Raw genomic sequence first — 25,158 nt, 5'->3', positions numbered from 1 at the left:
AAACATGAAAGTTACCATTGTAGGAGCAGGAAATGTAGGTGCAACCTGTGCAGATGTAATTTCTTATAGAGGAATTGCTAGCGAAGTAGTATTATTGGATATTAGAGAAGGTTTTGCTGAAGGTAAAGCTTTGGATATCATGCAGTGCGCTACAAATACTGGTTTTAATACCAAAGTATCAGGTGTTACTAACGATTATTCTAAAACAGCAGGAAGCGATGTAGTAGTAATTACATCCGGAATTCCAAGAAAACCTGGGATGACTCGTGAGGAACTAATAGGCATCAACGCAGGAATTGTGAAAACAGTTGCTGAAAATGTATTGAAGCATTCGCCGGATACTATTATAGTGGTAGTTTCTAATCCTATGGATACAATGACTTATTTGGCTTTAAAATCTACAGGATTGCCAAAAAACAGAATTATAGGTATGGGTGGAGCATTGGATAGCTCGCGTTTTAGAACGTATTTATCTTTGGCTTTAGACAAACCTGCAAATGATATTTCGGCAATGGTTATCGGTGGACATGGTGATACTACTATGATACCTTTGACGCGTTTGGCATCTTATAATGGAATCCCGGTAACTGAATTTCTTTCGGAAGAAGTATTGCAAAAAGTAGCTGCTGATACCATGATAGGTGGAGCGACGCTGACAGGACTTTTAGGTACTTCCGCTTGGTATGCTCCTGGAGCTTCAGTTGCTTATTTGGTAGACAGTATTTTGAATGATCAAAAGAAAATGATTGCTTGTTCTGTTTTTGTCGAAGGAGAATATGGTCAAAATGATATCTGTATTGGTGTACCTTGTATTATTGGTAAAAATGGAGTGGAAGAAATTCTTGACATTACACTAAATGAGCAAGAAAAAGCCTTATTTGCTAAAAGTGCCGACGCAGTTAGACAAATGAATGATGCCTTAAAATCAATTTTAGTATAATATTTTAATTGTAAAAGAGAGAAGACTGCACTTTTGCAGTCTTTTTTTTGAGATTAATCAATAAATAAATTGGTTAATCTTAACGTTAATTATATATTTGCTCGGTTAAAAAAAATGATGTAATACCTGATATTCTTTTTTGATTGTAAAAATAGATAGCAAGGCTTACTCTATAAGGGTTAAAGCAAAAATAAATAAATAAAAAATAATTAATTTTAGTAATAATGCAGAATAAAGGACTTATTAAATTTTTCGCAATTCTATTTGCATTGGTAAGTATTTACCAACTTTCTTTCACTTTTGTCGCAAGCAAAATAAAAAATGATGCAAAATCTTTTGCTGGTGGGAATCCTGAGAAAGAGGTTAAATATTTAGATTCTATCGGTAAAGAAAAAGTATTTAATCTTGGATTTACTAATTTTACTTTTAATGAAGTAAGTGATAAACAAATTAATAAAGGTCTTGACTTAGAAGGAGGTATTAATGTAATACTTCAAATTTCTGTTAAAGATATATTGAAAGGATTATCTAATAATTCTAAAAATCCAGTTTTCAATAAATCTTTGGCTGATGCTACTGCAGATTTACAAGGGAACAAATCGTATCTAGATAAGTTTTTTGATGCTTTTGATGCCAATTCAAAAGGAACTGTAAAATTAGCTTCTCCTGATATTTTTGCAAACAGAAGTTTACAAGGTGAAGGTGGAGTAGATTTTCAGATGACTGATGCACAAGTACAAAAAGTAATCAAAAGAAAAGTTGATGAATCTGTAGAAAGTGCTTTTGGGGTATTAAGAAAACGTATTGATAAATTTGGTGTTACACAACCTAATATTCAAAAATTAGGAGAATCCGGAAGAATCCTTGTGGAACTTCCTGGAGCTAAAGATGTAGACAGAATTAAAAAATTATTGCAAAGTACTGCTCAATTAGAGTTTTGGGAAACCTATAAAATTGAAGAAATTGGTAATTTTTTAATGGCGGCAAATGAGTCATTGAAAAAAACTGAAATTAATAAAGTAGCTGTTAAAACTGTTGCAAAAGATTCTTTGAGCGCTTTGTTAACTGATGGAAAAGATTCAGCAGCTACAACTAAAGGAAATAATCCTTTATTGGATAAAATTATTGGTCAAGGTGGAGGACCGGTTTTAGGTCTTTTCTCTCCAAAAGATACTGCTATTGTAAACGGATATCTAAAAAGAGCTGATATTAGAATTTTATTAGCTGGCGATCAACGTTATGCAAAATTCGTTTGGGGAAAACCAACTACTATTAAAGATGCTAAAGCAAAAGACATTGATGCAGTTGAATTATATGCTTTAAAAGGGAATAGAGACAATGTACCTGCAATGGGTGGTGGCGTTGTGACTGATGCAAAAGATACTTTTGATCAATCAGGAAAACCAGCTGTTTCTATGCAAATGAATAACCAAGGTGCTAAAGCTTGGGAAGAATTAACAGGTAGAGCGTATACACAAAAAAGCAATATTGCGATTGTTCTGGATGATATTGTATATTCAGCTCCTGGTGTTTCCAGTGGTCCAATTTCTGGAGGGAGATCTGAAATTTCAGGTGCTTTTGATGTTACAGAAACTAAAGATTTAGCGAATGTTTTAAGAGCGGGTAAATTACCGGCCGCCGCAGATATCGTACAATCAGAAGTAGTAGGGCCATCCTTAGGTCAAGAAGCAATTGATAATGGAACAACATCTGCACTTGTAGGATTGCTTTTAGTATCACTTTGGATGATTGTTTATTATGGAAAAGCAGGTTGGTATGCTAATATTGCATTAGCAGTTAACTTACTATTCTTATTCGGGATTTTAGCAAGTTTAGGAGCTGTATTAACATTACCTGGTATTGCCGGTATCGTTTTAACGATGGGTACTGCAGTGGATGCGAATATCATTATCTATGAAAGAGCAAAAGAAGAGTTGCGTGCCGGGAAAACATTGGGTGAAGCAGTAATTGCTTCTTACAGTTGGAAAGGTGCAATGCGTTCTATTGTAGATGCAAACGTTACGCATATTTTAATTGGTGCAGTATTATTTATTTTTGGTTCAGGACCAATAAAAGGCTTTGCGACAACATTACTTATCGGTATTGTTACCTCTTTGTTTACTTCTATATTTATCGCAAGAATTTTTATAGATAAGAATATTGCTGGTAAAAATGACTTGTCATTTGTTACTAATTTCTCTAAAAACTTCTTCACTAACTTCCATTTTGATTTCTTAGGTGTAAAAAAATGGACCTATTTGTTCTCAAGTATTGTTGTTGTTGTTAGTTTTGTGTCTTTATTTACAAATGGTTTAGATCAAGGTGTAGATTTCGTTGGAGGTAGAACTTTTCAAGTGCGTTTCGAAAAACCAGTTAGCGCTGAAACAGTAAAAGCTGAATTGACGAAAGTATTTGAAGGAAGTGCTGAAGTAAAAATATTTGGTAATGATAACCAATTAAAAATTACTACTAAATATAAAGTACAAGAACACGGAACTCAAGCTGATGAAGAAGTAAATAAATTATTGTATGATAATTTAAAAGTGCATTTCTCTACAGGTTTAACTTATGATAAATTTGTAAATGCTTATGATGGTAAAAAATTAGGTATTTTACAAGCTTCAAAAGTTGGTCCAACTGTAGCAGAAGATATTAAAGCTAATGCCTATTGGGCGGTTCTTGGAGCCATGTTAATCGTGTTTTTATATTTGTTTATTAGTTTTAGAAAATGGCAATATGGTTTAGGGGCGATTGCTGCTGTAGCGCATGATGTTATTTTCGTATTGGGAATTTACTCCTTGTGTTATAAATTTATGCCTTTTGGTATGGAAATCGACCAACATTTTATTGCTGCGATTCTTACTGTTATTGGGTACTCTATGAATGATACCGTTATTGTATTTGACAGGGTTCGTGAATTTTTAGACGGAAAAACTAAAGGTAACTTTGGAGAAATTGTAAACAAATCAATTAATTCAACAATGTCTAGAACGATTAATACTTCTTTAACAATGATCGGTGTATTATTAATCATGTTTGTTTTTGGTGGAGAATCAATTAGAGGATTCATCTTTGCAATGTTAGTAGGTATTATTGTAGGAACTTATTCATCATTGTTCATCGCTACACCAGTATTGGTAGATACAATTTCAAGAGAAGACAAAAAATTAATCGAAACACAACATTTAGTAGAAGCTTAAGATTTATTTTTTATAATTAACGAAAGATCCAACGTAAGTTGGATCTTTTTTTTTGATAAAATTGGTAGGCAAATTTCAAATGACTAATTTTATCTTATAGTTTAAGAATAGTATATCGATTAAAATTAAAACATCTTTTTATGTATAAAAGAACTCTTTTTATTTTAATTATTATTTTTAGTTGTAACATCTTTTATGCTCAAAATATAAACCATAAAATGAAACTTGGTTTTCATTATGGATTCGGAAATGAAATAAAAAGTAATGATTTTTCACACACAAATAACTATTATAAACTTCAGTTATATTACGCTTTAAAATCTGGAAAGAATTTTAAGTATGAACTATTAATGCAGCCAGAACTCAATCTTGCTACACATCAGCTTTTGAATGTTTATTTCATACAGCCAGATGATCCAAATTATATAGAAAAACGACAAAAATTTTCTAATTTGAGAAATGTAAAGGAATACGTTTTGAATTTAGGTTTTATTATAAGAAAGCCAATTTCAAAATCATTTAGTATATACTTGGTAGGAAGCGTTGGACCTATGATTATCGATAATGAAACGGAGCGACTTTCAAAAGGTTTTGCTTTTTCAGATGTTTTAGCTTTGGGATTTTCTTCAAAAATTGACAAAATAACATTTGATATAAGGCCCAACATTCGTCATGTTTCCAATGGAGGACTTCAAAGCCCAAACCTTGGGTTTAATACTATAAATATTGAATTTGGTTTTTCTTTTTCCATTTAAATCCTTTTTCAAAACGTATTCCTTTACATTTCTCAAATTAGATATTATTTGAAAGTTTATATTATCAAAGTATCAAATTTTATATATTTACTAAATATTTGTTAAATCAAATTACTGTACCATAGATCAAATAAAAACCTGCGAATAATGGAAAAATTAATCAAGTCTTTCGTCTTTATTTTTTTGATTACTATTTTGTCTAATATTAGTCTATATGCTAAGAATAGGGGTATTAGTCATGAAAGAAGAAATGTCGGTATTGATATTAATTATTTGATTCCATCTTTAGAAAACAGTTTTATTGATAAGGATGCTTTAAAAAATGGCATTCTAATAAATATTGATGCAAATAGTGTTGCATCCCCACCAACCGTTAAGACTCCTATTTATTATTGTCAAAATAGTGTTGCAGCACCATTAACCGCAACTCCTTCTGCGGGAGGAGCTTTAAATTGGTATGGAACTAATGCAACAAGTGGAACGGCATCTTCAACAGCTCCAACCCCTTTAACTACTGCTGTAGGAACTACATCATATTATGTGAGCGAAACTGTAGGAGGTATTGAAAGCACCCGTTCTAAAATTGATGTAATTGTGGTTGCCGATAATGGGGCAGTTATTTTACTTTTTAGGTGTGATCCTTCACAAGTTTTGCCAGCTGATAAAAATAGTTCAGTTATGTTTGATTGGGCAAATAATCCTTTAATTAATAATAATTCTTATAATTATTCATACTCAATTCAGGGAGGTCCTATTTTTACTGGAAATACAACATTGTCACATCAACAAGTTTTTGGGATGTTGCCTGGGCAATCTGCAACGTTAACATTATCGGCGGCAACATTTCCATGTGTCCCATCACAAACTATTACTTGTACCGTGCCTTGCGGTGCTTCAACTGTTACACCTGATTTCCCTGCCATAGCTCCTTTTTGTTCGGGAAGTTTAGCACCTATTTTGCCACCAACATCTCCAAATGGAATTACAGGTACTTGGTCTCCAGCAATAATAAATAATACAACCAGCGGAAGTTATGTGTTTACTCCAAATCCAATATTATTTCCTTGTGCTACAACTCAAACGCTACCAGTAACAGTTACTCCATTAGCAACACCAACTTTTACAACTATTCCAACCACTGTTTGTCAAAATGCAACAGCACCAATTTTACCAAATAGTTCTACTAATTCTCCTGCGATTACTGGTACTTGGAGTCCCGCTACTGTTAATACGGCAGTTTTAGGTCCAGTAACTTATACTTTTACTCCCAGTGCAGGCCAATGTGTTTCAGCTACACTAACTACTGCTTCTATAAATATTGTGCCAGTTGTGACACCTAATTTTGCTACTATTCCTCCTTTTTGTAGTGGAACTACTGCTCCTCTTTTGTCTAACACGTCCCCAAATGGAATTGTTGGTACTTGGTCACCTTCAATAATCAGTAATACGACGAGTAGGAATTATTTATTTACGCCAAATGCAAATCAATGTGCAACAACCGAAACCTTGAATGTAGTCGTAACAGCAAAATCAACTCCAAACTTTGCGGCTATACCTGCTTTTTGTACCGGAACTACAGCACCAATACTAGCTTCTACATCTCCAAATGGGATCAGTGGTACTTGGTCTCCTGCGACAATTAATAATACAACAAGTGGAAGTTATACATTTACGCCAAATGCAACGCAATGTGCATTTGCACAAACATTAACTGTAACGGTTAACTCACTCATTCAGCCTAATTTTACTGATTTATCAATTTGTTCCGGGACTACTGCACCTCTTTTGTCTAACACATCTCCGAATGGAATTACTGGAACTTGGTCACCGGCAATTATTAATAATATTACGAGTGGGGCTTATGTATTTACTCCAAATCCCAATCAATGTGCAACGTCAAAAAGCATTAATGTTACAGTTAATCAATCCACTCTTGTTAGTGTAGATTGGACGGTTACGGAGGCATTTTCCAAAAATCAAATTGTGAAGATTAGTGCTACGGCAACAGGTGATTATTTATATCAATTGGATGATGGTCCATTTCAGGAAAGTCCTGTTTTTGAATACGTTTCTTTAGGAACGCATTCTATTACTGTACAAGATAAGAATGGTTGTGGTTTTCCAATTACAAGAAATAATGTTTTGGTAATTGATTATCCTAAATTTTTTACACCTAACAATGATACTTATAATGATACCTGGAATATTTTTAGTTTACAAGATCAGACCAGTTCTAAAATTCTAATATTTGATCGGTATGGTAAACTTTTGAAAGAAATTAGACCAAGTGGTTTAGGCTGGGATGGAACTTATATTGGACAGCCAATGCCAGCGAATGATTATTGGTTCACTGTTGAATACATTGAACAGGATATTCCTAAAAAATTTAAATCTCATTTTTCTTTAAAACGATAAAAACAAAAAAAAGCTCCTAAATATTAGAAGCTTTTTTTGTTTAATATTATTGTTTTGCAGGTTTAATGTTCCACTTTAACAGGCTTTTCGGCTGTAAAAATAAAATATAATCCTATTAGGATAAAAGGAATGCTCAGCCATTGTCCTGTAGAAAGTAAACCCAGTTCATTTTCAAAACCGCCTTGACTCTCTTTTACAGATTCTACAACAATACGTACTGTAAATAGCAGCACTAAAAACATACCAAATAAATAGCCAGATTTTAGTCTTGCTTCAGTTTTCCAATACATGAAAAATAATATGGCAAATACGAAAATATAGCAAAATGCTTCATATAATTGTGTAGGATGTTTAGCAGGAACTTGTTCTAACAATGCTGCAAATTTTGGATCCGCTGCTATAGCATGGTAAGCTGCTTTTGGCTCAGGTATTTGAGTAGCGTTAACAGCATCTGCAGGACTAAATTTATCGCGTAGAAAACGTATTCCAAATGCCGATGTAGTTTCTTTGCCTACAATTTCCGAATTGAAAAAATTTCCTAGTCTTACAAATATTGCTCCACTTGCAACTGGAATAACAACTCTGTCTAAAATCCACAATTGGGGTCTCTTTAATATGTTTTTGCTGTAAAAATACATTGCAATGATTATTGATATTGCAGCTCCGTGACTCGCTAAGCCTTGAAAACCGGTGAATTCAAATTTAGGTGAGAATCGAAACGGTAAGAATATTTCCAGTAAGTGATTGCGAAAATATTCCCAATCATAAAATAAAACATGACCTAGTCGCGCTCCAATCAATGTTGCAAGGACAGTCCATATAAAGAGAGAATCTAATTTTTCTATGGATTCACCTTCCCGTTCAAAAATATTCTTCATGATGTACCACCCTAATCCAAAAGCAATTACAAACATGAGGCTATAGTACCGTATTACAAAAAAACCTAAATCAATACCTTCCGATGGATTCCAAACTATGTTCAAAGCGTGTGTCATTTAATATCGTTTTTTATGAATTGTAAAAATATATATTTAAAGTAAAAATAGTACTTATATAAAGTTAATGTTTATGATTGCATTTTTTTTCCGGAACGGGATCATAACCACTTCTTCCCCAGGGATGGCAGCTTAAAATTCTTTTTATACCCAAAAAACTGCCATAAAATAACCCGTGCGTTTGTAGCGCTATTATCATATAGGAAGAACAGGTAGGTTGAAATCTGCATGCAGATGGTGTAAAGGGTGATATTGCGGTTTGGTAAAACCGAACAAGGAGTACAAATGAAAAAATCAGGATTTTTGATAGCATGATTCTAGTATTCGAAATTAAAATTTCAACATCCAATATTTGTTATTCAACATCCAATTTTTTAATCAGTCCTCGGAACGGCTGTCTAGATGCTAAAAGTAGTGCCTTCTTTTCCGTCTTTTAATTGAATGCCTAAAGCAATCAATTGATCCCGAATCTGATCAGACAATGCGAAATTTTTATTGTCTCTGGCTTGTTTTCGCATGTCAATCAACAGATTTACTGTGCCTTCTAATTTATCATTATTACTGTCGGAAATTTTCTCGTCCTCTAATCCCAGAACATCAAGTACAAAACCATTAATAGCAGCCGTAAATGTTTTTAAGTCTTCCGCGGTTAGGGTTTCTTTTCCTTCTTTTAACAGATTGATAAAACGAACGCCTTCAAATAGTTGTGCAATTAGAATAGGAGTGTTAAAATCATCATTCATTGCATCGTAACACGATTGTTTCCAACTGGAAATATCGATCGTAGAGTTTGGACTGGCGTTTAAATCTTTTAGGGAATCTATCGCCTCCATTAATCTCTTATATCCTTTTTCAGCCGCAACAATGGCATCGTCGGAGAAATCAAGAATACTTCTATAATGTGCTTGTAACATAAAGAAACGCGCTACCGATGCCGAAAAAGCTTTGCTTAAAATGCTGTTTTCTCCGGTCAATATTTCTCTTGGCAAAATATTATTCCCAGTAGATTTAGCCATTTTTTTGCCGTTTAATGTCAGCATATTCGCATGTAGCCAATAATTTACAGGTGTTTGCCCGGTGCAAGCTTCGTTTTGCGCAATTTCACATTCATGATGCGGGAATTTTAAATCCATTCCGCCTCCGTGAATGTCAAAATGATTGCCTAAATATTTAGTGCTCATGGCAGTGCATTCAAGGTGCCATCCAGGGAAACCGTCGCTCCAAGGCGAAGGCCAACGCATAATATGTTGTGGTTCGGCTTTTTTCCAAAGCGCAAAATCTTGTGGATTTCTTTTGTCGCTTTGTCCGTCAAGATCTCTGGTATTAGCAAGCATGTCTTCAATATTTCGACCGCTTAATCTACCATAATGATTGGTTTCATTGAATTTAACCACATCAAAATAAACAGATCCATTGGCTTCATACCCAATTCCTTTGTTGATAATAGTCTTGATAATTTCAATTTGTTCAATGATATGGCCTGTTGCCGTTGGTTCAATACTTGGCGGTAAAAAGTTAAAGGCATTCAAAATATCATGGAAATCCACCGTGTAACGCTGTACAACTTCCATGGGTTCCAATTGCTCCAAACGTGCTTTTTTCGCAATTTTATCCTCTCCTTCATCCACATCATCTACAATATGCCCCACATCAGTAATATTACGAACATAGCGTACCTTATAATCCAAATGCAAAAAATACCTAAATATCACATCAAATGACATGAACGTTCTCACATTGCCAAGATGCACATTGCTGTAAACCGTTGGTCCGCAAACATACACTCCAACACTGCCTTCATGAATAGGTGTAAATGTTTCTTTTTCTCCCGAAAGAGAATTGTATATTTTTAGAGTTTGACTTTTATATAATGGCATTTGTGTTTTTTTTTTTGGAGCTTTTTCCCGCTGTACGCTATATCCTTTCTAGTCCTGAACTTGTTTCATATCCTGAAACAAGTTCAGGACTAGAAAGGATGTCGCTTCCATCAGGGCTAGGGCTTATCGGTTAAATAGATTTTTTTTGTATTTTAGAACTTCGTCTCTAATTTAATATAATCCAAAAATTCTCTACGAGTTTGAACATCTTTAAATTTCCCTCCAAATTCAGAGGTAACCGTGCTACTTTCAATATCGCTAATTCCTCTTGAATTCACGCAAAGATGTTTGGCATCAATCACACAAGCAACATCTTCAGTACCTAATGCCATTTGTAATTCTTGAACGATTTGCATCGTTAAACGCTCTTGAACCTGAGGTCTTTTAGAATAATATTCTACGATTCTATTCATTTTAGAAAGTCCAATTACTCTTCCATTAGAAATATAAGCTACGTGAGCTCTTCCTATAATTGGTAATAAATGATGTTCACAAGTAGAATAAAGAGTAATGTTTTTTTCGACTAACATTTCGCCGTATTTGTAATTGTTGTCAAAAGTAGATGCTTTTGGCTTTTTTGTAGGATTCAATCCTCCGAAAATTTCTTTTACAAACATTTTAGCAACACGATTTGGGGTTCCTTTCATGCTGTCATCTGTCAAATCCATTCCAAGTGTAATCAGAATATTTTCAACGTCTTTTTTAATTTTTTCTATTTTTTCTTCATCTGAAATAGCAAATGCATCTTCTCTTAATGGATTTTTTGCACTTGTACTAATATGATTGTTTCCTATCTCGTCTTGAAATTCTTCGTTATTTATCATCAAAAGGTACTATTATATTGGGTATGTAAATTTAAGGGGTAAAGATAATTAATAAAAACTAAAGAATTTCTATCGTTTATACTATTTAATGATGACTTTATAGCGTTCATCGGCAAAGCAGGATTTTCTAATTGCTTTAAAAAAATTAAGGCAATAACTTTTTGGTTACTGCCTTTTGTAATTTATTTAAAATCTTTGGGTTATCAATAGAATAACAAAAAGTATTTTTTAATTATTCAGCTTCAATTAATTTTTTTAATCGAGTTGAATTATAAACGGGAATTGCTTCTTTTAGAATCCGAACGGCGCTAATTAGATCTTCTTTTTTAAGAACATAAGCAATGCGCACTTGGTTTAATCCCATTCCTGGGGTCGAATAAAAACCGGCAGCAGGAGCAACCATTACGGTTTCACCATTCAAATCATAACTTTCTAAAAGCCATTGTGCAAAATCATCTGTATTGTCAACAGGAAGTTGTGCGATACAATAAAAAGCAGCTTTAGGTTTGGTAACGATTACACCTTCAATTTTATTTAATTCGGAAATTAAGGTATCTCTACGCTCTTTATATTCTGTAATTACTTCGTCAAAATAACTTTGAGGAGTATCGATGGCTGCTTCGCAAGCTATTTGTTCAATTGTTGGAGGACACAAACGGGCTTGGGCAAATTTCATCGCTGCTGAAATTACCTCTTTGTTTTTTGTAACCATACATCCAATTCTCGCCCCACACATGCTGTAACGTTTGGACACAGAATCTATCATGATCACATTTTGTTCCAGTCCTTCTAGATTCATTACAGAATAATGAATGTCTTCATCATATATAAATTCTCTGTATACTTCATCAGCAATCAAGAATAAATCGTATTGTTTAGCAAGTTTACCCAATTGCAAAATTTCTGATTCAGAATACAAATAACCAGTAGGGTTACTTGGATTACAAATTAAAATTGCTTTCGTTTTTTGAGTAATTAGTTTTTCAAAGTCTTCAATTGGAGGTAACGTAAAGCCACTTTCAAAAACAGAATTTACAGGAACCACCGTAGCACCGGATTCTGCTGAAAAAGCACTATAATTAGCGTAAAAGGGTTCCGGGATAATGATTTCATCTCCCTGATCCATAATGCTTCCCAAAGCAAATAAAAGTGCCTCAGACCCTCCTGTTGTAATCATTATGTCTTCAAAAGATACTCTTACATCTTGATTGGTATAAAATTGAGCTAATTTTTTTCTATAACTTTCATAACCAGCTGAAGGGCCATATTCAATAATAGTTAAATCAATATTTTTAATGGCTTTAATGGCTGCTTCTGGGCTTTTTATATCGGGTTGACCTATGTTTAAATGATATACTTTGTGGCCTTTTTTCTTAGCCATGTCAGCAAAAGGAGCCAATTTTCGTATTGGTGATTCGGGCATTTGCTTGCCTCTGTTTGATATTTCTGGCATGATTTAATTATTGAAATGCAAATTTGCAAATTTTTTTCCAAATTTACAGCAATTAGTACGTCTATTTGGTAAGAAAAACACATAATTATGTTGTAATTTTTGTAACTTTATAGAAACAATTTTTAATGAAAAAGGTAATTATATTGTTTTTTCTCTTTATCAGCTCCTTGACTATTTTAGCACAAGATGGCTTTGAGTTTAGTAAAGAGGTTGATAAAGTGACTATTCCCTTCAAATTCATTAATAATTTAATTTTCATTCCTATCAAGGTCAATGGTGTAGAATTAATTTTTTTGTTAGATTCTGGTGTTGAAGAAACTATTCTGTTTAGTTTGGAAGAAAAAAAAGAAATTGAATTTTCTAATGTCGAAAAAATCACTTTGCGGGGGTTAGGGAGTGAAGACGCCATCGAAGGGTTAAAATCTACTAATAATATCCTGGAAATAGGAGGATTAAAGGCCAAGAAATACTTACTATATATAGTTTTGGATGATGAATTCAATTTGTCTTCTCATGTAGGAATTCCAGTGAACGGGATCATTGGATATCAATTTTTTAGAAATAATCTGGTTGAAATCAATTACGATAGAAAAAGAATAATTGTTCATAGGAATATTGAAAAAAACAGAAAAAAAACAGGAAAAAAATTTGAAAAAGTTGCTATTGCAATAGAAAGACTAAAACCTTACATAATAAGTACAGTGACTATAGATTCCGTTGAGCTTCCTGCAAAATTATTAATTGATATTGGCAATAGTGATGCAATTTGGCTTTTTGAAAATCGTTCTACATTAATAAAACTTCCTTCTAAAAGTTTTGAGGATTATTTGGGCAAAGGATTTAGTGGAGATATTGAAGGGAAAAGAGCCCGAATTACAAAATTTAAAGTAGCGGAGTTTGAATTTCATAATCCTATTGTTGCTTTCCCGGATTCCAGTTCCGTTCGGAATGTAAAAATGGTTTCAGGTAGAGTAGGTTCTGTTGGGAGTGAAATTTTAAGAAGATTTTTAGTTGTTTTTGATTACACTAACGGCTTTTTGTATTTAAAGAAAAACAAAGAATATTACTCGCCGTTTAATTATAATAAAAGCGGAGTTGAAATACAGCATAATGGTTTGCAATGGGTGCAAGAAACGGTACCTCTGGAGACGGTTCCTACAGTGGTGTCTACTGATAATCCTTTTACATTAAAGAATAACACTAGCGATTTTAAATATAAATTTAATTTAAAACCTATTTATGAAATTACTAATGTCCGAAAAAATTCATCTGCAGCAAATAGTGGTTTACAAAAAGGGGATATAATTGTCTCAATTAATAAATTTTTTGCATACAAATATTCTTTGCAGGAAATTAATTCTCTATTTAAGTCGGAAGAAGAAAATTGGATTTCTTTAGAAATTCTAAGAAATGGTCAAATTTACAAAATTAGGTTTCAGCTTAAAAATATTCTATAAAAAAAGCGCTTTTTGAATGATTTCAAAAAGCGCTTACTATTTGTAAAAAAGTATTTAATTGCCAATAACTTCTCCTTTTATTTTTAGCGCGACTCTGCCGTCTTCATAATTTACTGCGTTAGATTCTACAGTAATAGTTTTACGAATAGGACCTGGAGTCATGTTGTATTTAACTTCAATTTTTCCAGTTTTCCCAGGCATAATTGGTCCTGCGGGTTTTGTCGGAACGGTACATCCACAGGTAGATAAAACATTGGTAATAATTAAGGGTGCGTCTCCGGTATTTGTAAATTCAAATATTCTTATCCCGTTGTCACTTCCCTTAGAAACCTTCCCATAATCAATGGTATTGTCTTTAGCCGCAAAATCAATTTTAGCTCCAGATTGTGCAAAACCCATGCTGCTTACAAATAGTATTGCGATTAAAGTAATTATTTTTTTCATTTTCATTTTTTTAGATTCGGTAAAGTAAAAGTACTTTGTTTTAATTAATGCACAAATTTTTATTTCTCTTTTTATAGTGTACTTAATTATTTACTTTTGCTCCCAATTAGAATTACAAATATCAGACCAAATTTTAAAAGGTTATTTGTTGCTTTGGTTATTCGTTTAACTAAACAAACAAACAATCGAATTTAACGATTAAACGAATCCACAATAAAATGACAATTCCTGCACAATTTGACGCCAAAACTATTGAGAATAAGTGGTATGACTACTGGATGAAGAATAATTATTTTCATTCGGAACCAGACCATAGAACGCCATATACCATTGTAATTCCACCACCCAATGTTACCGGGGTTTTACACATGGGACACATGTTAAATAACACCATTCAAGATGTATTAATCAGAAGAGCACGTCTAAAAGGGTTCAACGCTTGTTGGGTTCCTGGAACAGACCATGCTTCTATAGCGACTGAAGCTAAAGTTGTAGCGAAATTAAAAGCAGAAGGAATCAATAAAAATGATTTATCTCGTGAAGAATTTTTGGCGCATGCTTGGGAATGGACTGACAAATATGGTGGTGTAATTTTGGACCAATTAAAAAAATTAGGTGCTTCTTGTGATTGGGAACGAACCAAGTTCACCATGGATCCTGATATGTCAGCATCTGTAATTCGTTCTTTCGTAGATTTATATAACAAAGGTTTGATTTATAGAGGATACCGCATGGTAAACTGGGATCCTGAAGCAAAAACTACTTTATCTGACGAGGAAGTAATTTATGAAGAACAACAGGGGAAATTGTATTTCCTAAAATATAAAATCGAAGGAAGTGAAGACTTTCTGACGATTGCTACAACACGTCCGGAAACTATTTTTGGAGATACCGCGATTTGTATTAATCCAAATGACGAACGTTTTACTCATTTGAAAGGCAAAAAAGCGATTGTGCCTATTTGCGGAAGAGTTATTCCTATTATTGAAGATGAATATGTTGATATCGAATTTGGAACAGGTTGTTTGAAAGTAACTCCTGCCCACGATATGAATGACAAAACGCTAGGGGAGAAGCACAATCTTGAAATTATTGATATTTTCAACGAAGATGCGACTTTGAATAGTTTTGGATTGGATTACCGGGGAAAAGATCGTTTTGTGGTTCGTGAGGCAATCGCCAAAGAATTAGAAACTATGGGTGCTTTGGCCAAAACAGAAATTCACCTGAATAAAGTTGGAACTTCTGAAAGAACCAAAGCAGTTATCGAGCCTCGTTTATCAGACCAATGGTTCTTGAAAATGGAAGATTTGGTAAAACCAGCAATCAAATCTGTTTTAGAAGATGGCGAAATCAAATTGCATCCAGCTCGTTTTAATAATACGTATGCACATTGGTTAAATAATATCCGCGATTGGAATATTTCGCGTCAATTATGGTGGGGACAACAAATTCCAGCCTATTTCTACGGGGACGGAAAAGAAGATTTCGTGGTTGCTGAATCTATCGAAGAGGCTTTAGTTTTAGCAAAGGCTAAAACGAAAAACCAAAACCTAACCACCGAAAACCTAAAACAAGATGTTGATGCTTTAGATACTTGGTTTTCTTCTTGGCTGTGGCCAATGTCCGTTTTTGGCGGAATTATGGATCCGGAAAGCGAAGATTTTAAATATTATTATCCAACCAATGATTTAGTAACGGGTCCGGATATTTTGTTTTTCTGGGTTGCGAGAATGATTATTGCGGGTTATGAATATACGGGTAAAAAACCATTTACAAATGTGTATTTGACTGGTTTGGTTCGTGACAAACAAAGACGTAAAATGTCTAAATCATTAGGGAATTCTCCTGATCCTTTGGATTTAATCGAAAAATTTGGCGCTGATGGTGTTCGTGTAGGGTTGCTTTTGAGCGCTTCTGCTGGAAATGACATCATGTTTGACGAAGAATTGTGTAACCAAGGAAAAGCGTTTACCAATAAAATCTGGAATGCCTTCAAACTGATAAAAGGTTGGGAAGTTTCGGATGCTATACCGCAACCGGAATCATCCAAAGTGGCAATTGAATGGTATGAAGCCAAATTGCAACAAACACTTTTGGAAATTGAAGATAATTTTGAAAAATATAGAATTTCCGATGCTTTAATGGGAATTTATAAATTGGTTTGGGACGATTTCTGTTCTTGGTTTCTGGAAATGATAAAACCAGCATACCAACAACCTATTGACAGCGTGACTTTTGCGAAAGCGATAGAAATGCTTGAAAATAACATGAAATTATTGCATCCGTTTATGCCGTTCTTGACAGAGGAAATTTGGCAAATTCTTGCCGAAAGAATAACTGAAGAAGCTTTAATCGTTTCGACTTGGCCAGAATTGAAACCTTTCAATGCCCGTTTAATTGCTGATTTTGAAAGTACAATTGAAGTGATTTCTGGAATTAGAACGATTCGTAAAGACAAGAATATTCCATTCAAAGACACTATTGAATTGAAAGTGGTGAACAATGATAAAGCATCTACTTATTTTGATTCGGTGGTGACTAAATTAGGGAATATCACTTCACTGGAATATGTTTCGGATAAAGTGGATGGCGCGTTATCTTTCCGTGTAAAATCAAATGAGTATTTCATCCCGATTACCGGAAGTATCAATGTGGAGGAAGAAATTGCAAAATTGACTGCCGAGTTGGTGTATACGCAAGGTTTCTTGAAATCCGTTCAAAACAAACTTGCGAACGAGAAATTTGTGGGTGGTGCGCCGGAGAAAGTTTTGGCAAATGAAAGACAAAAAGAAGCAGATGCTTTATCTAAAATTGAAACCATCGAGCACAGTTTGGCTGGATTGAAATAATCTGGAAATCTATCCGTTTTTTGTTTTGCGTGAGTGATGGTAGTGGAGCTCTTTTTATGAGAGGCTTTTTTTGCCTCTAATAAAAAAGCGGGAACGAACAGCACGACCCGAAGTTTTTACGAAGGGACACGCCCAAATTAAAATATTTTTTTAGGATAAAGACATTAAATAAAAAAATCCCATTCGTGCGAATGGGATTTTTCTGTTTTATAGATTTGATTTTATTTTTTCGATTACCTCAGCATATTCCGTATCAGATAGCAGTGTTTTTTGTGGATTCATTTCAAAAACACTTCCAAAACCATATCCATCTTTGTATTTTGGAACAATGTGCATATGTAGATGAGATAATGTATCGCTAAAAGCTCCGTAGTTTATTTTAGTAGGATTAAAGGCTGCGGCAATTGCTTTTCCTACTGTTGCTACATCACGCATATAGGCATTGCGTTGTTCATCGCTCAATTCATAAAATTCAATACCATGATCTTTATAGACTACATTGCAACGGCCTAAGTAGGATTGTTCTTTAAATAAGAATAGTTGAGACACTTCTAAATCGCAAATTTTTATCATTAATTGATTCAAGGTGTCGTTATTTTGACAGTATAAACATTCTGAAATAGGTGTTGGCATAATTTTTTTATGTAAATAATTAAGGTTGCTTCAAAACTAGTGAAATAATCATTAAAATTAAAGGTGTAAGAATGTTTCTTGTGACAAGAAAAGAAATAGAGCCTATTTCATAAAAACTAGTCATGAGATTTTATGGTTGTAGTGTGACGATATTTTATCGATAAACGTTACTGATGTTGCGATTTAAAGAGTATTTCTCCCTTTTAACGATTTTTGCGTATTTACTGACATATTGTTAATATGTTTGATGAATAATTGTCAAATACCACATTAATAAAGAAATGAAAAAAATATTTAGTCCGGCTTATAGACAAGATTATGTTGAAGGATATTCAATGGGTTTGAATCCATTTCAGCAATTTAACGGAGGGAAAAAAAATGATGCTCTTGTCGCTGGATTTAATTCTGGTAGATTGGATTATGAGAGAATGAACGGATATATTAGTGAAGGAATTCCCCAACGTATTGTTACTGACAAAGTCTTGGAAGATTTTCTTATTGCAGGTTTGCTTGGCTTACCTATAGATGATGATGGGTATACTTCGCATCAAATCGATATGATAGAGAAATGGTATGAAAGTGGGATTGAGAAATATGATCCAAATCAAAGTATCAGCCTTTTTGAAATACTTGAAGAGAACGGAATTCTAATCCATTAAGGTTTTTTATGATTTCTTTATATTCTGAATATAAAGTGTACTTGTTTGTAATCTTTACTTGCCTTCTCTTAAAAAAATAGCGGAACTTTATGAAGTTATTTGGTATTGAATTCTCCAAAATGCCACAGAATTCCTGAAGGATCGTGTACGAAACATTCTTTTCCCCATTCTAACTCACGGATTGGCGTTAATCTAATATTGTCATATTTAGAAGCAAGATCTAATTCCAATAATTCATTCCAAAATCGTTTGGCATTATCAACTTCCATAAAAACCATAGTGTTGTCTATCCAATCTTTAACGTAAGCATTTTGCAAATAAAAGCCGAATCCTTGTGTATCGAAATAGGACATATCAGAAGATAAAATGCTTTCTTGGAAACCTAGGTCACGATAAAAATTACGCGATAACTCATAATTTTTAGCTCCTATGAAAGGCCGAATTGATTTTGCTTTGTGTTCCATTGCTAATCTGGTTTAGTGATTATTCTTTTTTATTATTACGATTTAGAAACAAAAAGGCGGGATAGGAAAGTAACGTAATGATTAAAATGATAACAAAATTTTTCCTGTCGCTATAAGCAAACCCTATCAATAGTGCTAATGTAGCTACAATCACAAATAGTGTTGACCAAGGATAACCCCAGGAGCGATAAGGTCTGGGTAAATTAGGCTCTTTATTTCTTAATTTTATAAGCGAGCAATAGGCCAATCCCCAAACAATAACTGACATGAAAGTCCCAAATGAAAATAATACTTCAAATGAGCCTATAACAATCAAGAATAAACTAAATAGAGATGAGACTAAAAGGGATACTATTGGAGTGCCGCCTTTATTTATAGCAGTTCCTTTATTAATAAAAAATCCATCACGGCTCAATCCAAATAGTATTCTTGCCGGTATCATCATATAGGCATTTAGAATACTAATTAAAGAAAAAACAGCAATAACGGTTACTATAATTGCACCATTATTTCCAAAAACTACCTTAGCTACATCGGCGGCAGCCAAAGGTGAATTGGCTAAAGAAGCCACAGGTAACACATGAAAAAATGCCATATTTAGTAATACATAAAGTACTATGACGATTATAGCTCCGGTATATAATGATTTAGGAATGTTTTTACTTGGATTCTTATCTTCTTCTGCAAAAAAGCAAACGGAGTACCAACCGTCATACGTACCAATTATTAATTGAAGTGATTTGAAAAATCCGAAAAGAACTCCCATTTCAAGTAAAGGGGTGTCTTTTTCAAAAGAATTTAATTTTAGACCCGAATACATGAAACAGGCAACAATCAATGCCACAAAGAAAACGACTTTGATAACACTTGTCAGTTGTTGGATAAAACTGCCATTTTTTACACCACTCACATGAAGAAAGGTAAATGCAATTAAAAAGGCAATGGCAATAATGGTATTATAACTTTCCAAAGATGGAAATAAAATAACACTATATTCACTGATGACAATACAGTAAAAAGCAGGTGGAATTGCATTTGTAATATAATCAAACCAACCTGATATAAACCCGGCATAATCTCCAAAAGCTCTTTTTATATAATTGTAAGATCCACCAGCCTTGGGCAGCATTGTGGCTAATTCTGCATAAGAATTTGCACCAATTAAAATATATAATCCTCCAAAAATCCAACAGGTAATTATAAGCCAATAATTATCTAACATACCTGCTATAGCGCCCGGTGTGCGCAGAATTCCAACACCAATTGTACCTCCTATTAATACCGCAATACCAAAACTAAGGCCTAGACTTTTTTTTAATTGGTTGTTTTTTGAATTTTTCATAATGATTTATTTCGGGTCCACTTTTTAGACTAAAACGGTAATGAAAATAAATTGAAATTTAGTATGTTGAATTCGTGAATAAATCAATTAGTCTATCAAATATAGTTAAAATGCGCTATCTTTTTTAAAACAAAAAACCTCGTCTATTTCTAAACGAGGTTTGTTACTTTTTTTAAAGATTTATTTTAACCAAATAAAATCAAAAACAGCAATGGAAATATAACTCCGGCTACTGCCAGTTTCCAGCCTCTGTTTTTCCAACTGAATTTTCCGGCTTTTATCATTATAGTTCCTGTCAAAGCGATGATGATTAAACTTATCGCAAAAATATCAGAATAATAAATCCAAAAATTAGAGTTGTTTTTATGCAAGCTCATGGATTGGCTAATAATAGGGGTTTTTAGAAAAGATATGATTTCACCTTTTCCTGTTTTCATATCAATTTCAACGTCGTGTTTTTCAAAAGAAATTTTAAACGTTCCTTTTTTTACCATGTGACGTCTTATTTTGTCATCGATGCCTAGTTTTTTTCCTAAATCTTCAGCAAATTTTTCGTTGATTTGGCTTTCTTCGGGTAATTGTATTTCAATGGCTTTTGTTTCAGTGGTATATTTATCAGGATGCCAAGATTCTCTGTGGTTCATCATAAGCCCTGAAAAGGCAAAGGAAACAATTAATCCAATATAGAAATAGCCTAAATCACGGTGTAAATTCCTGAAGTTGATTTTTTTCATTTTTCATTTTTTTATAAAAACTATTTTTATTTTGGTAAACCAAAAAACTTTTTCTGCTTTTCAAAAAATTGAAAGAAACAGAAAAAGTTTTAGAAAAATTAAACTAAAAATTTTAAACTATAGCTTGTATTTTAAGCTTACCATTACTTGACGTGGTGCAATTGGGTTCACACTATAATTTTCGTGAACGGTATAGTTCAATTCATCAGTAATGTTAGATACTTTACATAAAATCGATACTTTTTCCCAATCGTAACCTACAGACGCATCAACGGTGGTGTAACCTTGTAGTGGAATATCTCGGTCTTCGATAGTAACAGTATATGTTTTTGGAGTAGTTACTGGTTTGTTTTCTGTCCATACATAACGGTCATTCCAACCTCCTGTACGGTTACCAATATAACTTCCGATAGCTCCAAAAGTTAGTCCCTTCAATACGCCGCTTGGTAATTTGTAGAAAAAACTTAAATTGGCGGTATGTTTTGGAGTTCTAGCTAAAAGATCTCCTACTACAAGGCTTCCGCTTGTTCCTGAAGATTTTGAAATTTTGGTTTCATTAAAGCTATATCCAGCATTGATGTTCAAACCTACAACTGGTCTAGCAGTAATATCTGCTTCAATTCCTTTTCCTTTTGTTCCTCCAACTAATTCTTTTAAATTGGTGTTTACGTTTGGCGAAATACCATCAGTTCCAAACTGAACTGTTTGAGCAAAATTGCTGTTTTGGATTTGATATACCGTTACATTGGTGCTCAATATTCCTTTCCAGAAATCTTTTTTGATACCAGCCTCATATTGGTCTATGATCGAAGGATCTAATGGTTTTAAATCTACTGTTGTTCCTGTATTAGGAGTAAATGAGTTCGAATAACTAGCAAACAAAGATAAATCTTTATTAGGTTGAATTACCAATCCTGCTTTTGGAGAGTAGGCTCTGTTTAAGGTTTTGACTCCTGTTGTAGGGATTGCATTTTCAAGAGTAGTAGTAATTGTGTCAACTCCATTAATTTTCCCTATTACTTCTTTAGAGGTTGTAACATCACTTTCTTGCCATGACCAACGCAGTCCTGCCAGAACCTTGATATAATTGTTAACCGAAATTAAATCTTGCGCATATACACCAAAACGTTCAGTATCTGTGGTAGCTAGTTGTGTTGCTCTAGTAAGATATGGCACATTCAGACTTTGTGTGCTATAATCGTAATTAAAAAGATTTATAGCAGTGTTTTCGGTAGTGATAGCTGTTGTACTTGTTGGGGTAGCATAAAAGCCATAAGTATAACTTGGTGCGGAAGAATTTTCATAATCAACTCCTGTGAATATTTGGTGCTTGATACTTCCTGTCTTAAAAGTTCCTTGCAAACTCAATTGATCTGCAAATATTTTTTCGGCAGCGTCAGATTGTGTTAAACCACGTTTCCAATTTCCATTGACATCAATCGTGTTTAACTGTGCAGTAGATTTTTGAGTTCTGTGGTACGATTGAAAAGAAGAATTGAAACCTAATTTCCAGTTGCTGTTAAAATCGTGATTGAATAGTACCGATGCACTAGATGATTTAGTGTTTCCTGTTGACCAAAGTGCACCAAAATATTTATTGCTTGGAATATCTAAAATGGTTTTTCCAAAGATTCCTGTACCAAAATCAGGAGTCCAATCAGCACTTAAATAATCTCCTTGTGCTGTAATTTGTGTCTTGTCTGAAATTTTAAACAAAACCGAAGGATTAATATAAATACGGTCATTTTTTACAAAATCTCTAAAACTTTCTGAATTTTCGTAGGAAGCATTAAACCTATAGGCTATAAATTTGTTTATTGGTCCGTAAAAATCAATCGCAGGTTTGTAAAAGGCATAGCTTCCCACTTGCATGGATAGTTGCCCGCCTTGGGTAAATTGTGGGGTTTTAGTAACCAAATTCAAGATTCCTCCAGGTGTTACGTTTCCAAATAATAATGCTGAACCTCCTTTTAGAAACTCTACTCTTTCTAAAGAAGATACCTCTGGGATAGAACCTGCATTAAAACGAAACCCATTTTTGAACATGTTGTTGGCAGACATATCATATCCCCTTGACCATAATGATTCCTGTGCACCACCACGTGCGGAACCTACATAAACCCCATTGGCATTTTTTATAACATCGCTTAAACGAATAGCTTGTTGTTGCTCAATAATTTCAGCACCGATAACCTGAACACTTTGTGGGATATCCATTGGTTTTAAACCTGATCTTAATACAGATACTGGCTTTTTCTCTTTATTGGCTGTAACAATAACTTCTTTAAGTGCTCCTCCTTTTTTGTTTTTTATAGTGTCGGTCATTGTACCGAAAATTTCATCATAATTTTTATCATCAGAAGCATTTGCTGATTCTTGTGCTAAACAAGATAAACTAAATAATAAGGTTAATGTTGGGAGTAAAATATATTTCATGATTGTTTATTTGGAATAATTAAAAATAACAATGCAAATGTAAAACCCGCATTTCAATTAACAAAACTTATTTAGATTAAATATTAATAAAGTTTTATGATGTATTTAACTGTTTGTATTTCAATTTTTTATGGTTTTTAAAAATAATTTTTTTTGTATAAAACTTCCTTTTTTTGGTCTTTTTCTAGGGTGAGATTATTTTTTTGCTCCTGTAAGTTCTGAAATTAAGCCTGAGAAAAGAGTTTGAAAATCTTTTTATGTTAATTTTTGTTAAAGCAATAATGTAAACTCTGGCTCTGCGAGCTAACTTTTCGGTACTACTTTTCTTTTATTGTTGAGTAAGTTGAAAAACTGGAGGTTAATAGTATTTCCTATAAAAAAAGCTTAAAAAACCTTAATTTTGCAGTCGAAATAAATTGAACTATTCCCTAAAATGATTGTACCCTATTTTAAAAATGTAATGGATTCCCCCAAAGGATATAGATTAGCAAACACAGTGTTTTTTTTCGTCTCGGGATTTGGATATTCATCTTGGGCATCTCGTATTCCTAGTATCAAAGCGCAATTGCATTTAAGTGAGGCACAATTTGGAGCCGTTTTATTCGCATTTCCAATTGGTTTGATACTAACAATGCCTTTTACAGGAAGATTATTAAATAAGTATAGCAGTCGTTATTGTATGTTATTGGGGGCTATTTTATTTAATTTTTTCTTGGCTTTACCGGGTTTTACCGCTTTTGTTTGGCAATTAGTAATTATTCTTTTATTATTTGGAGCTTCCCGAAATATTCTGAATTTATCAATGAATGCACAAGCCTTAGAAGTTCAAAAATTGTATCCAAAATCGATTATGACTACTTTTCATGCAGTTTGGAGTTTGGCAGGATTTGCAGGCGCAGGTTTAGGATATGTGATGGTAACTCAAAATATAGTACCATCGTATCATTTACTGGGAATAAGTGTTGCTATGATGGCGATTACAGCTTGTTTTTATCCAATGACCATTCAAACAGAACCTTTACAAGAGAAAAGAAAATTCTTTTCGATGCCCGATAAAAATTTGATTAAGTTTGCTCTAATCTGTTTTGTTGCCATGGCTTGCGAAAATACGATGTACGACTGGAGTGGAATCTATTTTCAAAATATATTGCATGCTTCGCCAAAACTAACCACTGCAGCTTTTGTTTTTTTTATGACAGCAGTTACTTTAGGGCGTTTTTTGGGAGATTTTGCGGTAATGAAATTTGGTATCAAACAAATATTATTAATCAGCGGTGTTTTTATCACGGTAGGATTTTTAATTTGTTTTTTATTGCCCTTTATATATCCCACGATAGTAGGTTATTTTTTGATTGGAATAGGTGTTTCTTGCGTGGTTCCATTGATTTTTAGTATCGCTGGAAAATCAAAAGGCTTGAGTAACGGTAATGCACTTACATCCATTTCTACTATTGGATATCTTGGTTTTTTGATTGTACCGCCAATGGTTGGATTTATTTCTGAAATCTTAAGTATGAAATGGGCCTTTTTGATAATGGCTTTTTTAGGAGTCATTATGATTTTGATGGTCAATCAAATTAGAGAGGAAAATTGAATTTACCAAGACCACAAAATAGTAAGCTTGTTTTTGCCACAAAGGCACAAAGACGCAAATTTAAAATCAAAGAAGTGATTTTTA

At 33.5% G+C, this 25,158-nt stretch carries 19 protein-coding genes; 8 read left to right on the top strand and 11 right to left on the bottom strand.

Translation table 11 applies throughout. From position 1 onward, the window contains the following. Window positions 1-4 precede the first annotated feature (4 nt). From mdh to ACM55M_RS06970, 4 genes are all read left to right on the top strand, one after another. The gene (gene mdh / locus ACM55M_RS06985; RefSeq protein WP_416856854.1) at window positions 5-940 is read left to right on the top strand and encodes a malate dehydrogenase; all 936 of its coding nucleotides are present in this window, start codon (window positions 5-7) and stop codon (window positions 938-940) included. Window positions 941-1,164: 224 nt separating this feature from the next. Beyond that, on the top strand, window positions 1,165-4,140 hold the full coding sequence (gene secDF, locus ACM55M_RS06980) for a protein translocase subunit SecDF (protein ID WP_416856853.1): 2,976 nt from the start codon (window positions 1,165-1,167) through the stop codon (window positions 4,138-4,140). Window positions 4,141-4,280: 140 nt separating this feature from the next. Beyond that, the gene (locus tag ACM55M_RS06975) at window positions 4,281-4,895 is read left to right on the top strand and encodes an acyloxyacyl hydrolase (protein WP_416856852.1); all 615 of its coding nucleotides are present in this window, start codon (window positions 4,281-4,283) and stop codon (window positions 4,893-4,895) included. Window positions 4,896-5,042: 147 nt separating this feature from the next. Beyond that, window positions 5,043-7,310: a T9SS type B sorting domain-containing protein gene (locus ACM55M_RS06970; protein ID WP_416856851.1), complete on the top strand. Its 2,268-nt coding sequence runs from the start codon at window positions 5,043-5,045 to the stop codon at window positions 7,308-7,310. 62 nt (window positions 7,311-7,372) lie between these two features. On the opposite strand, the gene lgt is transcribed toward ACM55M_RS06970, so the two are convergent. The 5 genes from lgt to ACM55M_RS06945 form a co-directional block, all read right to left on the bottom strand. Next, window positions 7,373-8,305 carry a prolipoprotein diacylglyceryl transferase gene (gene lgt / locus ACM55M_RS06965; protein WP_416856850.1) on the bottom strand — a complete coding sequence of 311 codons (933 nt, stop codon included), beginning with the start codon at window positions 8,303-8,305 and terminating at the stop codon, window positions 7,373-7,375. Window positions 8,306-8,369: 64 nt separating this feature from the next. Next, window positions 8,370-8,618, bottom strand: a complete 249-nt coding sequence (yidD, locus tag ACM55M_RS06960; protein WP_416856849.1) for a membrane protein insertion efficiency factor YidD — start codon at window positions 8,616-8,618, stop codon at window positions 8,370-8,372. 85 nt (window positions 8,619-8,703) lie between these two features. After that, window positions 8,704-10,182 (bottom strand): cysteine--tRNA ligase, encoded by a 1,479-nt coding sequence (cysS, locus tag ACM55M_RS06955; protein WP_416856848.1) that lies wholly within the window; start codon window positions 10,180-10,182, stop codon window positions 8,704-8,706. A 152-nt stretch (window positions 10,183-10,334) separates the two neighbouring features. Beyond that, window positions 10,335-11,006, bottom strand: coding sequence for a GTP cyclohydrolase I FolE (gene folE / locus ACM55M_RS06950; RefSeq protein ID WP_416856847.1), 672 nt, complete (start codon window positions 11,004-11,006; stop codon window positions 10,335-10,337). Window positions 11,007-11,238: 232 nt separating this feature from the next. Next, window positions 11,239-12,459, bottom strand: coding sequence for a pyridoxal phosphate-dependent aminotransferase (locus ACM55M_RS06945; protein ID WP_416856846.1), 1,221 nt, complete (start codon window positions 12,457-12,459; stop codon window positions 11,239-11,241). A gap of 125 nt (window positions 12,460-12,584) precedes the next feature. Here ACM55M_RS06945 and ACM55M_RS06940 point away from each other — a divergent pair, with 125 nt between their 5' ends. Next, window positions 12,585-13,916 (top strand): PDZ domain-containing protein, encoded by a 1,332-nt coding sequence (locus tag ACM55M_RS06940; protein WP_416856845.1) that lies wholly within the window; start codon window positions 12,585-12,587, stop codon window positions 13,914-13,916. Between the two features lie 54 nt (window positions 13,917-13,970). On the opposite strand, the gene ACM55M_RS06935 is transcribed toward ACM55M_RS06940, so the two are convergent. Then, window positions 13,971-14,360 carry a DUF1573 domain-containing protein gene (locus tag ACM55M_RS06935; RefSeq protein ID WP_416856844.1) on the bottom strand — a complete coding sequence of 130 codons (390 nt, stop codon included), beginning with the start codon at window positions 14,358-14,360 and terminating at the stop codon, window positions 13,971-13,973. 218 nt (window positions 14,361-14,578) lie between these two features. Between ACM55M_RS06935 and ACM55M_RS06930 the strand changes: the two genes are divergently transcribed. Next, the gene (locus ACM55M_RS06930) at window positions 14,579-17,212 is read left to right on the top strand and encodes a valine--tRNA ligase (RefSeq protein WP_416856843.1); all 2,634 of its coding nucleotides are present in this window, start codon (window positions 14,579-14,581) and stop codon (window positions 17,210-17,212) included. Between the two features lie 207 nt (window positions 17,213-17,419). On the opposite strand, the gene ACM55M_RS06925 is transcribed toward ACM55M_RS06930, so the two are convergent. Further along, window positions 17,420-17,845 carry an HIT family protein gene (locus tag ACM55M_RS06925; protein ID WP_416856842.1) on the bottom strand — a complete coding sequence of 142 codons (426 nt, stop codon included), beginning with the start codon at window positions 17,843-17,845 and terminating at the stop codon, window positions 17,420-17,422. 335 nt (window positions 17,846-18,180) lie between these two features. Here ACM55M_RS06925 and ACM55M_RS06920 point away from each other — a divergent pair, with 335 nt between their 5' ends. After that, window positions 18,181-18,504: a hypothetical protein gene (locus tag ACM55M_RS06920; protein WP_416856841.1), complete on the top strand. Its 324-nt coding sequence runs from the start codon at window positions 18,181-18,183 to the stop codon at window positions 18,502-18,504. A 95-nt stretch (window positions 18,505-18,599) separates the two neighbouring features. Here ACM55M_RS06920 and ACM55M_RS06915 read toward each other — a convergent pair whose 3' ends face one another. From ACM55M_RS06915 to ACM55M_RS06900, 4 genes are all read right to left on the bottom strand, one after another. Next, on the bottom strand, window positions 18,600-18,968 hold the full coding sequence (locus ACM55M_RS06915; protein WP_416856840.1) for a VOC family protein: 369 nt from the start codon (window positions 18,966-18,968) through the stop codon (window positions 18,600-18,602). Window positions 18,969-18,987: 19 nt separating this feature from the next. Then, window positions 18,988-20,310, bottom strand: a complete 1,323-nt coding sequence (locus ACM55M_RS06910; protein WP_416856839.1) for an APC family permease — start codon at window positions 20,308-20,310, stop codon at window positions 18,988-18,990. Between the two features lie 185 nt (window positions 20,311-20,495). After that, window positions 20,496-21,044 carry a PepSY-associated TM helix domain-containing protein gene (locus tag ACM55M_RS06905; protein ID WP_416856838.1) on the bottom strand — a complete coding sequence of 183 codons (549 nt, stop codon included), beginning with the start codon at window positions 21,042-21,044 and terminating at the stop codon, window positions 20,496-20,498. A gap of 117 nt (window positions 21,045-21,161) precedes the next feature. Next, complete coding sequence (locus ACM55M_RS06900; RefSeq protein ID WP_416856837.1) at window positions 21,162-23,480, bottom strand: TonB-dependent siderophore receptor; 2,319 nt, start codon at window positions 23,478-23,480, stop codon at window positions 21,162-21,164. A gap of 460 nt (window positions 23,481-23,940) precedes the next feature. On the opposite strand from ACM55M_RS06900, the gene ACM55M_RS06895 reads away from it, so the two are divergent. Beyond that, complete coding sequence (locus tag ACM55M_RS06895) at window positions 23,941-25,074, top strand: MFS transporter (protein WP_416856836.1); 1,134 nt, start codon at window positions 23,941-23,943, stop codon at window positions 25,072-25,074. Window positions 25,075-25,158: the final 84 nt, after the last annotated feature.

Source organism: Flavobacterium galactosi, from assembly GCF_048158585.1.
Lineage (GTDB): Bacteria > Bacteroidota > Bacteroidia > Flavobacteriales > Flavobacteriaceae > Flavobacterium > Flavobacterium galactosi.
The sequence above is the reverse complement of the archived record's forward strand: the minus strand, read 5'-3'. Positions and strand labels throughout refer to the sequence as shown.

Coding starts and splice junctions, on each gene's coding strand:
- ACM55M_RS06975 (WP_416856852.1), top strand. CDS start 4,281: ATGTATAAAAGAACTCTTTTTATTTTAATTATTATTTTTAGTTGTAAC.
- ACM55M_RS06910 (WP_416856839.1), bottom strand. CDS start 20,310: ATGAAAAATTCAAAAAACAACCAATTAAAAAAAAGTCTAGGCCTTAGT.
- ACM55M_RS06930 (WP_416856843.1), top strand. CDS start 14,579: ATGACAATTCCTGCACAATTTGACGCCAAAACTATTGAGAATAAGTGG.
- yidD (WP_416856849.1), bottom strand. CDS start 8,618: ATGCTATCAAAAATCCTGATTTTTTCATTTGTACTCCTTGTTCGGTTT.
- ACM55M_RS06900 (WP_416856837.1), bottom strand. CDS start 23,480: ATGAAATATATTTTACTCCCAACATTAACCTTATTATTTAGTTTATCT.
- secDF (WP_416856853.1), top strand. CDS start 1,165: ATGCAGAATAAAGGACTTATTAAATTTTTCGCAATTCTATTTGCATTG.
- ACM55M_RS06970 (WP_416856851.1), top strand. CDS start 5,043: ATGGAAAAATTAATCAAGTCTTTCGTCTTTATTTTTTTGATTACTATT.
- ACM55M_RS06895 (WP_416856836.1), top strand. CDS start 23,941: ATGGATTCCCCCAAAGGATATAGATTAGCAAACACAGTGTTTTTTTTC.
- mdh (WP_416856854.1), top strand. CDS start 5: ATGAAAGTTACCATTGTAGGAGCAGGAAATGTAGGTGCAACCTGTGCA.
- lgt (WP_416856850.1), bottom strand. CDS start 8,305: ATGACACACGCTTTGAACATAGTTTGGAATCCATCGGAAGGTATTGAT.
- ACM55M_RS06915 (WP_416856840.1), bottom strand. CDS start 18,968: ATGGAACACAAAGCAAAATCAATTCGGCCTTTCATAGGAGCTAAAAAT.
- cysS (WP_416856848.1), bottom strand. CDS start 10,182: ATGCCATTATATAAAAGTCAAACTCTAAAAATATACAATTCTCTTTCG.
- ACM55M_RS06945 (WP_416856846.1), bottom strand. CDS start 12,459: ATGCCAGAAATATCAAACAGAGGCAAGCAAATGCCCGAATCACCAATA.
- ACM55M_RS06905 (WP_416856838.1), bottom strand. CDS start 21,044: ATGAAAAAAATCAACTTCAGGAATTTACACCGTGATTTAGGCTATTTC.
- ACM55M_RS06920 (WP_416856841.1), top strand. CDS start 18,181: ATGGGTTTGAATCCATTTCAGCAATTTAACGGAGGGAAAAAAAATGAT.
- folE (WP_416856847.1), bottom strand. CDS start 11,006: ATGATAAATAACGAAGAATTTCAAGACGAGATAGGAAACAATCATATT.
- ACM55M_RS06935 (WP_416856844.1), bottom strand. CDS start 14,360: ATGAAAAAAATAATTACTTTAATCGCAATACTATTTGTAAGCAGCATG.
- ACM55M_RS06940 (WP_416856845.1), top strand. CDS start 12,585: ATGAAAAAGGTAATTATATTGTTTTTTCTCTTTATCAGCTCCTTGACT.
- ACM55M_RS06925 (WP_416856842.1), bottom strand. CDS start 17,845: ATGCCAACACCTATTTCAGAATGTTTATACTGTCAAAATAACGACACC.